The organism is Burkholderia sp. AU6039 (genome assembly GCF_002223365.1).
GTDB lineage: Bacteria > Pseudomonadota > Gammaproteobacteria > Burkholderiales > Burkholderiaceae > Burkholderia.
Map to the genome: position 1 here is coordinate 802,333 of NZ_NKFK01000003.1, position 14,149 is coordinate 816,481.

Annotated in this window: 14 protein-coding genes; 11 read left to right on the forward strand and 3 right to left on the reverse strand. The window is 66.3% G+C overall.

The window, feature by feature from the left end; all coding sequences use genetic code 11:
* Window positions 1-146 precede the first annotated feature (146 nt).
* The 7 genes from CFB39_RS06420 (at window position 147) to CFB39_RS06450 (ending at window position 5,486) form a co-directional block, all read left to right on the forward strand.
* Window positions 147-884 (forward strand): SDR family oxidoreductase, encoded by a 738-nt coding sequence (locus tag CFB39_RS06420; RefSeq protein ID WP_089424951.1) that lies wholly within the window; start codon window positions 147-149, stop codon window positions 882-884.
* Window positions 885-936: 52 nt separating this feature from the next.
* On the forward strand, window positions 937-1,836 hold the full coding sequence (locus CFB39_RS06425) for an SDR family oxidoreductase (protein ID WP_069353672.1): 900 nt from the start codon (window positions 937-939) through the stop codon (window positions 1,834-1,836).
* A 94-nt stretch (window positions 1,837-1,930) separates the two neighbouring features.
* Window positions 1,931-2,704 (forward strand): SDR family oxidoreductase, encoded by a 774-nt coding sequence (locus CFB39_RS06430; RefSeq protein ID WP_089425877.1) that lies wholly within the window; start codon window positions 1,931-1,933, stop codon window positions 2,702-2,704.
* 99 nt (window positions 2,705-2,803) lie between these two features.
* The gene (locus CFB39_RS06435) at window positions 2,804-3,121 is read left to right on the forward strand and encodes a nuclear transport factor 2 family protein (protein ID WP_069353673.1); all 318 of its coding nucleotides are present in this window, start codon (window positions 2,804-2,806) and stop codon (window positions 3,119-3,121) included.
* Window positions 3,122-3,181: 60 nt separating this feature from the next.
* Window positions 3,182-4,558: an aldehyde dehydrogenase family protein gene (locus tag CFB39_RS06440; protein ID WP_089472483.1), complete on the forward strand. Its 1,377-nt coding sequence runs from the start codon at window positions 3,182-3,184 to the stop codon at window positions 4,556-4,558.
* 11 nt (window positions 4,559-4,569) lie between these two features.
* A complete protein-coding gene (locus CFB39_RS06445) occupies window positions 4,570-4,839 on the forward strand; it encodes a hypothetical protein (RefSeq protein ID WP_089430850.1) in 270 nt (89 codons plus the stop codon).
* Window positions 4,840-4,922: 83 nt separating this feature from the next.
* Window positions 4,923-5,486: a DUF924 family protein gene (locus CFB39_RS06450; RefSeq protein WP_089424953.1), complete on the forward strand. Its 564-nt coding sequence runs from the start codon at window positions 4,923-4,925 to the stop codon at window positions 5,484-5,486.
* 46 nt (window positions 5,487-5,532) lie between these two features.
* Here the strand turns inward: CFB39_RS06450 and CFB39_RS06455 are convergent, their stop codons facing one another.
* On the reverse strand, window positions 5,533-6,480 hold the full coding sequence (locus CFB39_RS06455; RefSeq protein WP_089430852.1) for an MBL fold metallo-hydrolase: 948 nt from the start codon (window positions 6,478-6,480) through the stop codon (window positions 5,533-5,535).
* A 67-nt stretch (window positions 6,481-6,547) separates the two neighbouring features.
* Complete coding sequence (locus CFB39_RS06460; RefSeq protein ID WP_089424955.1) at window positions 6,548-8,218, reverse strand: GMC family oxidoreductase; 1,671 nt, start codon at window positions 8,216-8,218, stop codon at window positions 6,548-6,550.
* Window positions 8,219-8,429: 211 nt separating this feature from the next.
* Between CFB39_RS06460 and CFB39_RS06465 the strand changes: the two genes are divergently transcribed.
* The 4 genes from CFB39_RS06465 (at window position 8,430) to CFB39_RS06480 (ending at window position 13,106) form a co-directional block, all read left to right on the forward strand.
* On the forward strand, window positions 8,430-9,386 hold the full coding sequence (locus CFB39_RS06465; protein WP_241025879.1) for a LysR family transcriptional regulator: 957 nt from the start codon (window positions 8,430-8,432) through the stop codon (window positions 9,384-9,386).
* A 141-nt stretch (window positions 9,387-9,527) separates the two neighbouring features.
* A complete protein-coding gene (locus CFB39_RS06470; protein ID WP_089430853.1) occupies window positions 9,528-10,322 on the forward strand; it encodes a class II aldolase/adducin family protein in 795 nt (264 codons plus the stop codon).
* Between the two features lie 29 nt (window positions 10,323-10,351).
* On the forward strand, window positions 10,352-11,803 hold the full coding sequence (locus CFB39_RS06475; RefSeq protein ID WP_069353680.1) for an aldehyde dehydrogenase family protein: 1,452 nt from the start codon (window positions 10,352-10,354) through the stop codon (window positions 11,801-11,803).
* Between the two features lie 238 nt (window positions 11,804-12,041).
* A complete protein-coding gene (locus CFB39_RS06480) occupies window positions 12,042-13,106 on the forward strand; it encodes a porin (RefSeq protein ID WP_226273644.1) in 1,065 nt (354 codons plus the stop codon).
* 18 nt (window positions 13,107-13,124) lie between these two features.
* Here the strand turns inward: CFB39_RS06480 and CFB39_RS06485 are convergent, their stop codons facing one another.
* The gene (locus CFB39_RS06485; protein ID WP_089431378.1) at window positions 13,125-14,075 is read right to left on the reverse strand and encodes an alpha/beta fold hydrolase; all 951 of its coding nucleotides are present in this window, start codon (window positions 14,073-14,075) and stop codon (window positions 13,125-13,127) included.
* Window positions 14,076-14,149 lie beyond the last annotated feature (74 nt).

A 14,149-nucleotide genomic window follows, 5' to 3' on the forward strand; every position in this document is an offset into this window, starting at 1 on the left:
TTCGTTCGGGTAAGGTCCGGATCAATAGTATCGGTGTGCTAAGTAACGGGAAGGAATCGTCGTGAATCGGCCCTCGTCGCGATCGATATCGCGCGGGCCAGGCATGCGTCCGGATGCGCTGGACGCGAAACCGTGGAGAAGCAGACATGAACAATCGAACAAGCGTGGCGATCGTGACCGGCGCATCGCGAGGTATCGGCGCGGCAATCGCGCGGCGCCTGGTGGACGACGGGCTGGCCGTCGTCATCAATTACGCAGGCAAGGCGAGCGAGGCCGAGGAACTGGCGAGCGATCTCGCGGGCGAGGGCGGGCGGGCGGTCGCGGTCCAGGCGGACGTCAGCGATCCGGCTGCCGTGGCGCGGCTGTTCGATGTGGCCGAAGCGAAGTTCGGCGGCGTCGACGTGCTGGTGAACAACGCCGGAATCATGAAGCTGGCGCCACTGGTCGATAGCGACGACGCGCTGTTCGACACGCAGATCGCCATCAACCTGAAGGGGACGTTCAACACGCTGCGCGCGGCGGCGCGCCGGCTGCGCAACGGCGGGCGCATCGTCAACCTGTCGAGCAGCGTGGTCGGACTGAGGCCCGAGACGTACGGCGTCTATACGGCCACCAAGGCAGCGGTCGAAGCGATGACGGGCATCCTGTCCAAGGAACTGCGCGGTCGCTCGATCACCGTCAACGCCGTCGCGCCGGGGCCGACCGCGACCGACCTGTTCCTGAACGGCAAGTCGGCGGAGCTGATCGAGCGCCTGTCGAAGATGAATCCGCTGGAGCGTCTCGGTACACCGGCCGATATCGCGAACGCGGTCGCGTTCCTCGTTGGTCCGGACGGCGGCTGGATCAACGGGCAGGTGCTGCGCAGCAACGGCGGGATGGTTTGAGTCCGCACGGTTCGTATCGAAGGATCGCAGTCGTCAATCAAGGAGCATCGTCATGGGCAAAACCATTCTCATTACCGGTGCGTCGAGCGGCTTCGGCCGCCTGACGGCCGAAGCGCTGGCGGCGGCCGGCCACACCGTGTTCGCGTCGATGCGCGATACGGCCGGACGCAATGCGCCGGTCGTCGCGCAGATGGCCGCGCAGTCGAAAGCGCAGGGCATCGATCTGCGCACCGTCGAGATCGACGTGCAGTCGCAGGATTCCGTCGACGCCGGCGTCGCCAGCGTGATCGCCGAGGCCGGCCGCATCGACGTGCTGGTGCACAACGCGGGGCACATGGTGTTCGGTCCCGCCGAAGCGTTTACGCCGGAGCAGTATGCGCACCTGTACGACGTGAACGTGCTGAGCACGCAGCGCGTGAACCGCGCGGTGTTGCCGCATATGCGGAAAAGCGCCCGAGGCCTGCTGCTCTGGGTCTCCAGCAGCAGCTCGGCGGGCGGCACGCCGCCGTACCTGGCGCCGTATTTCGCGGCGAAGGCCGCAATGGATGCGATCGCGGTGCAGTATGCGCGCGAGCTGTCGCGCTGGGGCATCGAGACGTCGATCGTCGTGCCGGGCGCATTTACCGGCGGCACCAACCATTTCGCGCATGCGGGCGCGCCGGCCGACGCGTCGCGTGCGGCCGAATACGATGCGGGGCCGTATGCGGGCTTCGGCGAGCAGGTGCTGAAGGCGTTTGCGGACATCGTGCCGGCCGACGCCGATGCAAGCGAGGTGGCACGTGCGATCGTCGACATCGTGGGCATGCCGTTCGGCAAGCGTCCGTTCCGCGTGCACATCGATCCGACGCAGGACGGCGCGGCTGTCGGCTTCGCGGTGCTCGACCGCGTGCGTGCGGAGATGCTGCATCGCGTCGGCCTGTCCGACCTGCTGCAGCCGAAAGCGAATGCGTGACGCGCCGGGCGGCCGGCCGCAGCCGGCGCGTGGCCACTGATCCGGAACGTCATCCCGGACGTGGATCGAACAGGAAATGAATCAGGAGAGCGAAATGGCAAATCATGAAATCAAGGGCAAGACCGTACTGATCGCCGGCGGCGCGAAGAACCTGGGTGGCCTGATCGCACGCGATCTGGCCGCGCATGGCGCGAAGGCCGTCGCGATTCACTACAACAGCGCAGGCTCGAAGGCGGACGCGGAGACGACGGTCGCGGCGATCAAGGCGGCCGGCGCCGAGGCGGTCGCATTCCAGGCGGACCTGACGAGCGCGGCGGCCGTCGAGAAGCTGTTCGCCGATGCGGTTGCGGCGGTCGGCCGCCCGGACATCGCGATCAACACGGTCGGCAAGGTGCTGAAAAAGCCGTTCACCGAAATCAGCGAAGCGGAATACGACCAGATGAGCGCGGTGAACGCGAAGTCGGCGTTCTTTTTCCTGCGCGAAGCGGGGCGGCACGTGAACGACAACGGCAAGATCGTCTCGCTGGTTACGGCGCTGCTCGGCGCATTCACGCCTTATTACGCCGCGTATGCGGGTACGAAGGCGCCCGTCGAGCACTACACGCGCGCGGCGGCGAAGGAGTTCGGTGAGCGCGGCATTTCGGTGACGGCAGTGGGGCCCGGCCCGATGGACACGCCGTTCTTCTATCCGGAGGAGGGGGCGGACGCGGTCGCGTATCACAAGACGGCCGCCGCGCTGTCGAAGTATTCGAAGACGGGGCTGACCGACATCGAGGACGTCGTGCCGTTCATTCGTCACCTGGTCAGCGACGGCTGGTGGATCACCGGCCAGACGATCCTGATCAACGGCGGCTATACGACCAAGTAACACACCTCGGCTGCCCGTGTTTTGCCCGGCACGCGTTGCCTGCCCGTCACGCGTCGGGGCAGGACGACGGGCGGCCGTCTTTCATCGAGGATCGGCATCGTGAACACCGACATACTCCACCATCCGGTCGTGCGGCGCGCGATCGACGCGCTCCAGCAAGGCGATGGCGCGGCATGGGCCGCGCTGTTCGCGCCCGATGCGACGCTGTACGACGACGGCCGGCCACGAGACCTGCACGCATTCAACCGGGACGCGATCGGGACCGAGCGCTTCACGACGATCGATCGCGTCGACAACGACGGGCTCGAGATCCACGGCCGGTTTCATTCGGATCGCTGGGGCACGTTCCGTACGTACTTCAAGTTCCGGGTCGACGCCGATGGCCGGATTACCCGGCTCGACATCGGGCAGGCCTGAGCCGTCCGCATGCCGCCCGTTGCCGCTCCGGCCGGCGGCTTCCCCAAGGAGAACGCGACCATGTCGAACCCCTACCAGTCCGTGCTCGACGCGCAACGTGCGCGTTTCGACTCGGACGTCACGAAAACCCTTGCATGGCGCATCGCGCAGCTCGACCGGATGGAGCGGATGCTGCACGATCACCAGGACGCGCTGTGCGCGGCGCTGTACGAGGATTTCGGCAAGCCGCCGTTCGAGCAACTGTTCGAAATCTCCGTGCCGACCGGTGTCATCCGCTACTACCGCGAGCATCTGCACGAACTGATGGCGCCGCAGACAGTGGCGATTCCGCCGGCGCTGGAGGCGGCCGGCAACGCCGGCATGATCTACAAGGAGCCGTACGGCGTGACGCTCGTGATCGGCCCGTTCAACGCGCCGATTCTGTTGCTGCTGGATCCGGCGATCGCGGCATTGGCAGCCGGCAATACGGTGGTGCTGAAGCCGGCGAACACCACGCCCGCGACGGCCGCGCTGCTGAGCCGGCTCGTGCCGCAGTACTTCTCACCGGAGGACGTCGCCGTCGTCACGGGCGGTCGCCAGGAAATCGGCGCATTGCTGGAGTTGCCGTTCGACTTCATCTTCTTCACCGGCAGCTCGGCGGTCGGCAAGGTCGTGATGCGCGCCGCCGCCGAGCATTTGACACCGGTCTTGCTGGAACTCGGCGGGCAGAACCCATGCATCGTCGACGAAACCGCGAATCTCGACATCGCGGCCGACCGTGTCGCGTGGGGGCACAACGCGATCTCGGGACAATGGTGCATCGCGCCCGGCTATGTGTACGTGCATGAATCGGTGGCCGAGGCCTTCATCGCGAAGCTCAAGGCGTCGATCACCGCGATGTACGGCGACGATCCGCAACAAAGCCCCGATTTCGCGCGAATGATCAGCGAACACGATGCCGAACGCGTCGCGTCTTACATCGTCGCCGACAAGGTCGTGCACGGCGGCCGTCACGACATCGCGGCACGCTATGTCGAGCCGACCGTGCTGTACCCGTCGACCTGGGACGATCCGGCGATGCAACAGGAAGTGTTCGGCCCGGTGCTGCCCGTGCTGCCGTACCGCGAACTGCGCGAGATCGTCGGCATCATGAAGCGCAAGCCGAAGCCGCTCGCGTGCTACGTGTTCAGCAAGCGGCAGGCGAGCATCGACTGCGTGCTCAACAGCCTGTCGTTCGGCGGCGGATGCGTGAACCAGACCAACCTGCATTGCTGGATCGACAGTTTGCCGTTCGGCGGCGTCGGCAACAGCGGGATGGGGAAGTACTACGGCAAGGCCGGCTTCGACGCGTTGAGCAATACCAAAGCGATGCTGATCGGCAATCCCGACGCGGTGCTCGACGTGTTCCCGCCGTATGCGGGAAAGGACATCGGCAAGATGCTCGGCGTCTTCGCGTAACCGGGGGCACGATGCATACACTTTGGACGATCGTCGCCGGCGTGCTGTTGCTGACCGTGTTCCTGTTGTTCGGGCAATTGTGGGGCACGCACGCGGCATCGCTGGCGTTTGCCGCCCAGGCGTTCGTGCCGGTCTGGCTCGTTGTCTCGCTGGCCAACCTGTGGGTTGGCGTGCATCGGGCCGGCTACGGCGTACGCGAGGAGCTGCCTATCCTCGCGATCGTATTCGGCGTGCCGGCCGTGGTTGCGGTGGCTGCCACGCTGCTGTTCCAACGCACCTGAATGGCAGGAGGACGACGGGCCGGGTGCGGGCACGGCCGTCGTCGACGTGCCGCTTCCATTCACCCGTCGTTCATCTCTTCGCCATGAAGATCGATATGCCATTGTTTGCCGCGCCGCCGGCGCAGGCCGTCATCACGTTCTGGATCGATGCCGGGCCCGCGCAATGGTTCGCAAAACATCCCGATTTCGATCGCCGCTTTCGCGAGCGCTTTCTCGATACGCACCTGGCCGCTGCAAGGCGCGAGCTGGACGGCTGGTTGTCGACGCCATACGGGACGCTCGCGCTGCTGTTGCTCACCGACCAGTTTCCGCGCAATGCGTTTCGCGGCACCGCGCGCATGTATGCGACCGACGCGCTCGCACGGCAGTTCGCGATGCACGCGTACGAGCACGATCAGATGGCGCAGGTCGAGCGGCCGCTGCGCCTGTTCTTCTGTTTGCCGTTCGCCCATTCCGAAGACCTCGACGACCAGCGGATTTCCGTCGAACTGAACGGCAGGCTCGGCCAGCCGTGGCTGTCGCATGCGATCGGGCACCGGGAGATCGTCGCGCGCTTCGGCCGCTTCCCGCATCGCAACGCGCTGCTCGGCCGCGAGACGACGCGCGACGAGGCGCGCTTTCTCGCATCCGGCGGCTTCGCCGGATGAGCCCACCGGTTCGCGCGGCATGGCCGCCGTGGCGGCCATGCGTGCGTCAGCGCAGGAACTCGATGCCGAACGTGCCGGCCGTATCGACGATATGCCCCGCGTGCGGTGCCTCGAAATGACCGGGCAGCAGCAGTGCGCCGTGCTCGACGCAATGCGCGAGCAGCTCGAAGCGGCTCTTCGCGGCGAGCGTGCGATCGTCGCAGACCTTGCTGCTCCATTGCCAGAACGGGATCTGGATCGGCGAGTGCAGCATGTCGCCGCTGAACACGCCGCGCGAGCCTTGCGACGTCAGCTCGATGCGCACGTGACCCGGAGAATGGCCCGGCGCGTGGCGGATCAGGAACGTGTCGTCGAGCTCGTAGGTGTCGTCGAACATCGTGGCCTGGCCGGCCTCGATCACGGGCAGCACGCTGTCGTTGTACATCGGGCTGAACCACGCGGGGCCGGCGGGGCCTTCGCCCCGGATCGCGCGGACCAGGTGATCGTGCTCGACCTGCGAGATCACGTAGCGCGCGTTCGGGAAGGTCGGCACCCACACACCATTGACGAGCTGCGTGTTCCAGCCGACGTGATCGGCGTGAAGGTGGCTGCACATCACGTAGTCGATCTCCTCGGGCTGGATGCCGAGTGCGCGCATCCGGTCGAGATAGCGCGTCGACAGCCGGTGCATTTCCGGCAGCCCCGGCCGCTCCTTGTGGTTGCCGATACAACTGTCGATCAGCACCGTATGCCGGCCGGTCCGCACGATCCAGCTGTGCACGGGCATCGGGATGCGGCCGCTTTCGGGATCGTAGTGTGTCGGCGCGAGCCAGTGCTCGTGTTCCGCCACGCGTGCGCGGTCGAAGTCCGGCAGCCAGCTCTGCGCGGTTTCGCCGAGCAGCGTCGTGTCGTACAGCCGGATGATTTCGACGTTGCCGAGCGCGAGGGAAAAAGCATGCGGTTCGGCATTCGTGATGTGCGCATGGCAATGCGCATGCCCGCAGGAATGGGTCATCGGTGTCTCCTGAATGAATTGGAATGAATCGAAGCGGGGCGTGGTGCGCTGCCCCGCGCGCGACTGTCTATATCCGTGCCGTGGCGCGTGCCTGCGCCTGCGGCACCGGCACGGCTTTCCCGGTCATGAAATCCGCCGCGCGTTCGGCCATCATCATGATCAGCGCGTTGGTCGGCCCGCGGATGATGCGCGGGATCGCGGAGCCGTCGACCACCCGCAAGCCGGCCACGCCGCGCACGCGCATCTGCGTATCCACCACGGCCGCCGGATCGTCGTCGCGGCCCATGCGGCACGTGCCGACCGGGTGATGAAGGGTGATCGCGATGCGACGAATGAACGCGTCGACATCTGCATCGCTCTGGACTTGCGGGCCCGGTGCGATCTCTGCGTCGATGAACGGGCGCAGTCCGGCCTGCGCGCCGATTTCCCGCATGCGCCGGAACATCTCCCGCGCAGCGATGCGATCATTCTCGGTGGCGAGGAAGTTTTGTTCGATCCGCGCATGCTCGGCCGGATCGGCCGACTTCAGCGACACGCGTCCGCGACTTTCGGGCGTGAGGAAAATGCCCTTGATCGCGAACGAATCGGCATACGCATGCTTGAACGGCTCGAAATACGGCGCGGCGTTCATCGCGCCGGCCGCGAGGATCAGCTGCACGTCCGGCAGCGGCAGGTGAGGCTGGCTCCTGACCAGGCCAAGCGCGGCGGCGGGGATCGTGCTCGAGAAGCCGTTGCCGCCGGCAAACGTGCGCACGACGTCGAACGCGATGCGATCGGCACGCATCATCCGGTGCAGCGGGCCGGGTTCCTTGCGGCTCCAGCGCAGGTCGAACACGATGTGATCGTGAAGGTTCGTGCCCACGCCGGGCAATTCGACCGTCGACGCGATGCCGTGCGTGCGCAGGCTGTCGGCCGCGCCGATGCCGGAGAGCATCAGCAGTTGCGGCGAATTGATCACGCCGCCGCAGAGGATGACTTCGCGGCGCGCATCGGCGCGGTAGTCGGATTCGCCCCGGCGATACTCGATCGCGATGGCGCGCGGCGCGCCCCGGTCGGTATCGAGCACGATGCGCTTCGCGAGGGCGCCCGTCACCAGCGTGACGTTGCCGCGCGCGAGCGCCGGGCGCAGGTAGGCGACCGCGGCGCTGCAGCGCAGGCCGTTGCGGATCGTGGCCTGCATCGGCCCGAAGCCTTCGACGGATGCGCCGTTGTAGTCGTCGTTCTCGGGATAGCCGCAGGCACGTGTCGCGTCGAGGAAGCCACCCACCAACGGGTCGCGATAGTCGAGCCGGATCACGGTGAGCGGGCCGCGGCCGCCGCGCAGCGCCGATTCGCCGCGCTCCCACGATTCGGAGCGCTTGAAGTACGGCAGCACCGCGTCGTAGGACCAGTCGGTCAGGCCGAATTCGTCGGCCCAGCCTTCGTAGTCTTCCCGCGCGCCGCGTGCGTAGGCCATGCCGTTGATCGACGACGAGCCGCCCACTACCTTGCCGCGCGCGCATTCGATCCGGCGGCCGTCCATGCCGGCTTCCGGCTCGGTGAAATAGCCCCAGTCGAACAGCCGGTTCTTCAGGATCTGGCCCCACGTCAGCGGCACCTTGATGTACGGCGAGCGATCCTGCTCGCCGGCCTCGATCACGAGGATGCGGACGTTCGGGTCCTCGCCGAGCCGGTAGGCGAGTGCGCAACCGGCCGAGCCGGCGCCGACGATCACGTAGTCGTACGTATCGGTTTTCATCGACGCACCTCGCGGTGCCGGGCGGCAGGGCAGGCCGGCGCGACCCGCGAACGCGGGGCGCGGCGACCGGCCGGAACAGACGTCGAACGAACCATGATGTCTCCAGGTGGGCCTGAACGCAGGCCTCTCGGTTGTGGGTTCATTCGATTGTGCGTAACCTGAAACATATCTTCCAATACGTATTACGGTGCCATCCGATACCCGGATGGCTATGGGCGAGGGGACTGTGCGCGGATTCGATTCGTATCTCACTTTTCAGAAGCTCGAGGTGTTCTGCACGGTGGTCGAGCTCGGCAGCGTCACGCGCGCGGCCGACCGCCTGTGCATCGCGCAGCCGGTCGTGACTGCGCACGTGCGCAGCATGGAGAAGCGGCTCGGCTACGCGCTCGTGAAGCGCGCCGGCCGCAACATCGCACTCACGGAAGCCGGCGAGCGCATCTATCGCTGGGCGACCGAGGTGATCACGCGCACTCGCGAGGTCGAGCGCGAACTCGCCGGTCTCGAACAGGGCGAAATGGGCACCGCGGTGGTGGCGACGTCGATGTCGATCGGCTCGTACGCGTTGCCGCCGCTGTTCGCCGAGTTCCACCGGCGGCAGCCCGACGGGCTCGTGACCGTGCAGATCCTGACGCCGCAGGCGGCCGTCGATGCGACCCGTGTCGGCGGTTGCGATTTCGCGGTCATCCTGATCGCGGCCAATCAGGATCTCGAAGGGTTGGCGACCATTCCCGTGTGGGAGGACGAACTGCTGCTCGTGTGCGGCGCGTCGAGCCCGTGGGCCGCGCAGCCGGCCGGCGATCTCGACCTGCGCCGCGTGCCGTTCGTGAGCACGCCGCGCAACCAGCCGCGCCGCGAGCTCGAAGAGGCGCTGCTGCGCGAGCGCGGCCTCGAACAGCGCAAGGTCGTGATGGAACTCGGGCATCCGGAGGCGATGAAACACGTGGTGCGCGAGAACCTCGGCGTGAGCTTCATGTTCGCGTCGGCGGTGCGTGCGGAGGTCGAGCGCGGCGAGCTGGTCGTGCTCGATCGCCCGGAGCTGTCGATGAAGGTGCCGATCTATCTCGTGCATCGCGACGACAAGCGCTTCTCGGCGTTCCAGGCCGAACTCGTGCAGTTCATCGTCGATTCCGCGTCGCCGGGCGCGGCAGCGGGCGTCCCGAATTCATAGTCATCGGGCTATCTGTTTGGCGATCAATAGCTAATAGACCTATGGTCGGCGCGGTCCTAAGCTGGCCGGGTGCTTGACGGTCCGCCTCGCGACGCGAAGCGGGCGTGCGCACTGCCAGTCAACCCGAAAACAGGCCGACCCATGTGTACTCTTCATCTTCAATCCGGCGGCGCAGCCGCGTATGCGGACGATGCCGGGCGTCCCGCCGATGCGCCGGATCCCGCGCTCGTCGAGGATCTCGTCTGCGCGAACCGCATCCTGTTCGACCAGGGCATCGTCGATGCCTTCGGTCACGTCAGCGTCCGTCACGACAAGGATCCGCAGCGCTTCCTGCTGGCGCGCAACATGGCGCCGGGCACCGTCGGCATCGACGACATCGTCGAATTCACGCTGGACGGCGTGCCGGTCAATGCCGGCGGGCGCGCCGTCTATCTGGAGCGTTTCATCCACGGCGAGATCTATAAAGCGCGTCCGGACGTGCAGGCGATCGTCCACAGCCATTCGCCGACCGTGCTGCCGTTCAGCGTGACGCAACGCACGCCGCTGCGGCCGGTGTGCCACATGAGCGGATTTCTCGGCGCGGGTACGCCGGTGTTCGAGATTCGCGATACCGCCGGCGATGCGACGGACCTGCTCGTGCGCGACAACGCGCTCGGCGCGGCGCTGGCGCAGCGGCTCGGCAGTGCGGCGTTCGTACTGATGCGCGGTCACGGTTCGACCGTGGTCGCGCCGACGCTCAAGCAGGCCGTGTATCGCGCGGTCTACGCGGAAGTGAACGCGCGGATGCAGATCGAGGCGCTGCAACTGGGTGATGTGGTTTATCTGAGCGAGCAGGAAGCCGCGACCGCGTGCGCGAACATCGAAACGCAGGTCGAGCGCCCGTGGGCGCTGTGGAAGCGGCGCGTGCAGCACGAGCAACACACGGGCGCGCGTTGACCGGCGATCGAATCATCGAGGAGACGAGTATGGACGAGCAGTGGATAACCGGCCGTTTGCTGATCGACGGCGAACTGGTGGAAAGCGAGACCGGCGAGTGGGCGGCGTCGATCAACCCGGCTACCGAGGAAGTGATCGGCCGCGCGCCAGCCGGTTCGCGCAAGGACGTCGCGCGGGCCGTGGATGCGGCCCAGCGCGCGTGGCCCGCGTGGGCCGAACGCACCGGCGAGGAGCGCGGCGAACTGTTGCGCGGGTTTGGCGAGCGCTTGCTCGAACGCGCGGAGGCGTTGTCACGCATCGAGGTGCTCGATTCAGGCAACACCTACGTGCCGACGCTTGCGAGCATGCACGAGACGGTGCGCAGCCTGCGCTATTACGCGGGGCTCGTGCACGGGCTGCACGGCGAGACGATCCCGGCCACCGGCCGCCATCTGCACATGACCGTGTACGAGCCGTATGGCGTCGTCGGCCGGATCGCCGCGTTCAATCATCCGGCGATGTTCTCCGCGGCGCGTACCGCATCTGCGCTCGTGACCGGCAACACGGTGGTGGTGAAGCCGCCCGAAACGTCGCCGTTGTCCGTGCTCGTGCTCGGTGAGGTCGCGCGCGAGACATTGCCGGCCGGCGTGTTCAACATCGTCAACGGCACGGGCGCGGAAGTCGGCGATGCGTTGGTGCGCCATCCGGACGTGAAGCGTCTTGCGCTGATCGGGTCCGTGCCGACCGGGCAGGCGATCCAGCGCAGTGCGGCGGAGGTGGGCGTCAAGCACGTGACGCTCGAGCTGGGCGGCAAGAATCCGATGATCGTGTTTCCGGACGCGGATCCGGACGCGGCCGCCGAGAGCGCGGTGCGCGGGATGAATTTCTCATGGCAAGGCCAGTCGTGCGGATCCAATTCGCGGCTGCTGGTGCACGACGACATTTACGACGACGTGCTCGCGCGTGTCGTCGAGCGCGTGGCCGCGATCCGCGTCGGCGATCCGATGTTGCCCGACACGGGCATGGGCCCGATCAATTCGCGCAAGAGCTACGAACACGTGATGAGCTTTCTCGACCCGGCGCAGACGCATGGCGCGCGGCTGATGACGGGCGGCCGCCGCCCGCCCGGGCACGCTTTCGAAAAAGGCTTCTGGGTCGAGCCGACCGTCTATGCCGATGTCACGCCCGAGATGCGGCTGTGGCGCGAGGAAGTCTTCGGCCCGATTCTGTCGGTCGCACGATGGCGTGATGTCGACGAAGTGGTCGCGATGGCCAACGACACGGAATACGGGCTCTCGGCCGCGATCTGGACCAACGACATCCGGCAGGCGCTCAACACCGCGCGTCGCATCCGTGCGGGCAGCGTGTTCGTCAACGGCAGCAACACGCACTTCCTCGGCGTGCCATGGGGCGGCTTCAAGAACAGCGGCGTCGACCGGGAAGAGGGGATCGAGGAAATGTATAGCTATGTCGAGAAGAAGGTCATCAACGTGATGCTGTAACACGCGCGACTCGCCGCCGGTCGTTCCCGTCATCGACGGGTTCGGCCGGCGACGGCGCGCGCGATCCATCAGTCGACGCCGGGTAACCCGGCCCACGGCGGCGCATCGAGCGGGGAACACATATCCCGCACGCGCCAATTAGATAGTTTTACTAATAAAAATGACAGTCCGACGTGCGGTTCGCTCGTATGCGAACGGTGCGTCGGACACTGACGGTTTGGAGACAGCATCCGTGAGAATGAAGACAATGGCCGTCGCGCTGGCGATGGTGTCGTGCCACGTGCACGCGCAGAGTTCGGTCACGCTGTTCGGTCTGGTCGACAACGGCATTTCGTACGTGAGCAATTCGGGCGGCAAGGCGCTGGTTCAGGCGATGTCCGGCATCCAGGCGCCCAACCTGATCGGGATCCGCACGGTCGAGGATCTCGGCGGCGGGTTCCAGGCGCTCGTCTTCATGGCGTCGCAGCCCGATATCAACAGCGGCACGGTGCGCGGCGGCGCACTGTCCGGACGCGAGTCCTATGTCGGCATCGTCACGCCGTACGGCACCGTGACGCTTGGCAGGCAGTTCGACTACATGTTCGACAACCTGTCGCTGCATCGCTGGGGGCACGAGATTTCGTATGTCAGCCTGTACCAGCTGCCGGGCGGCCCGTTCTCGAAACTGGGCGCGGCGCTCGGCACCTTCGACTACACGCGTACGGCGGGCGGGGGCGCAACACCGAACGCGATCAAGTTCACGTCCGCGTATTACGGCGGGTTCCGGTTCGGCGCGTTGTATGGCTTCAGCAACATCGCCGGGCAGACCGGCAGCAACAGCCTGTCGAGCTTCGGCGTGTCCTACGACAACGGGCCGTTGCGGCTGGATGCGGCGTACACGTATTCGAAAGAAGAGGGAATCGACAACGGGCACCTCGGCATCCGCAATGCCGGCGCGGGCGGACGCTATACATTCGGCGACTTCGCGCTCGACGCGCTGTACGTGAATACGCGCAACACGCTGACGGGCGCGCACGTCGACACCTACGAGATCGGCGGGCTGTACCGGTTCGCGCCGGATTTCTTCGCGTATGCGAACTACCTGTACGCGAAGGGCAACCGGCAACTGACCGGCAATCATTCGAACCAGGCCGGCATCACGCTCGATTACCTGTTGTCGAAGAAGACCGACGTCTACATGAGTGCCGTGTATCAACAGGCGAGCGGCGGCGAGGACGTGATCGCATCGGTGTGCGGTACGTTCACCGCATCGTCGGGCGCGCGGCAGGGCGTGTTGCGGGTCGGCGTTCGAACGGTGTTCTAGGCGATCCGCGCCCGGCATTCACTTTGCCGTCACCTCCCGATAGAACGCATCGATCGCCTCGACCATCTGCGACAGCCCCGGCTGTTCGAGCGGATAGTGGCCCGCATTGTCCAGCATGACGACCTTCACCGGCACTTTCCGCACGCGCTGCAGGAACGGTTCGCTCAGGTGCAACGGCGTCCAGCGGTCCGCGGCCGGTTGCGTGAGCAGGATCGGGCACACGGCGAAATCCTCCGGCTCGACCGCCGGCCGGTACGACATGTAGGAATCGAGAAACGCGATCGTCATCGCGTTGCCGGCGGAGGTGCGATCAGACAGCCATACTTTCAGCGCATCCCGATCGTTGACGAGCGCGGACATCTTGCTGGCGAGCGTCATCGGCACCCGCATCGATTTCAGCGGCGTCATCGCGGTGAGATGCATCAACGGGCCGCCGACGCGGCTCATTAACACGTTGCGCGCGGTTTCGTCGCGCACCTGCTGAAGGCGCTGGTCGAGGAAGGTCATCCCGACGATGCCCTTGACCTTGCCGTTCAGCGCAGCCACGTGATACGTGAGCATGCCGCCGGCGCTGAGTCCGTAGAGCACGATCGGCCGGCCGTCCTTCGCGCGCTCCGCGTCGATCAGGTCGCTGCCCGCGCGCACCCAGTCGTCATAGCGGACCCGTTTGCCCGTGGCGACTTCGGTCATCCCGTACTCGGGCATGTCGACCGCGATCGCTTCGTAGCCGCGGCGCGCGAGCTGCTCGCCGAGGATCATCGACATCTGCCGGCCGTTGGTGCCCACGCCATGGAACAGGATCACCTTCACCCGCGCCTGGCGGTTGCGGTACGTGTCGAGATGCATGCGATGGCCGTGCCAGGACCACCATTCCTCCGTCGGTTGCCGGCCGTCCTTCCACTGGAAGTCGGTCGGAAGGAATGTCTGCATGTCGCGCCAGACGGGCTGGTCGGCGTAGGTCTTGGGCATGGTGGCGGACTCCGGTGGATGGGGCGAAACGGCGGCGTGGGCCAGTGCCGGTACGAGCGGTGCGCTCGACAGGC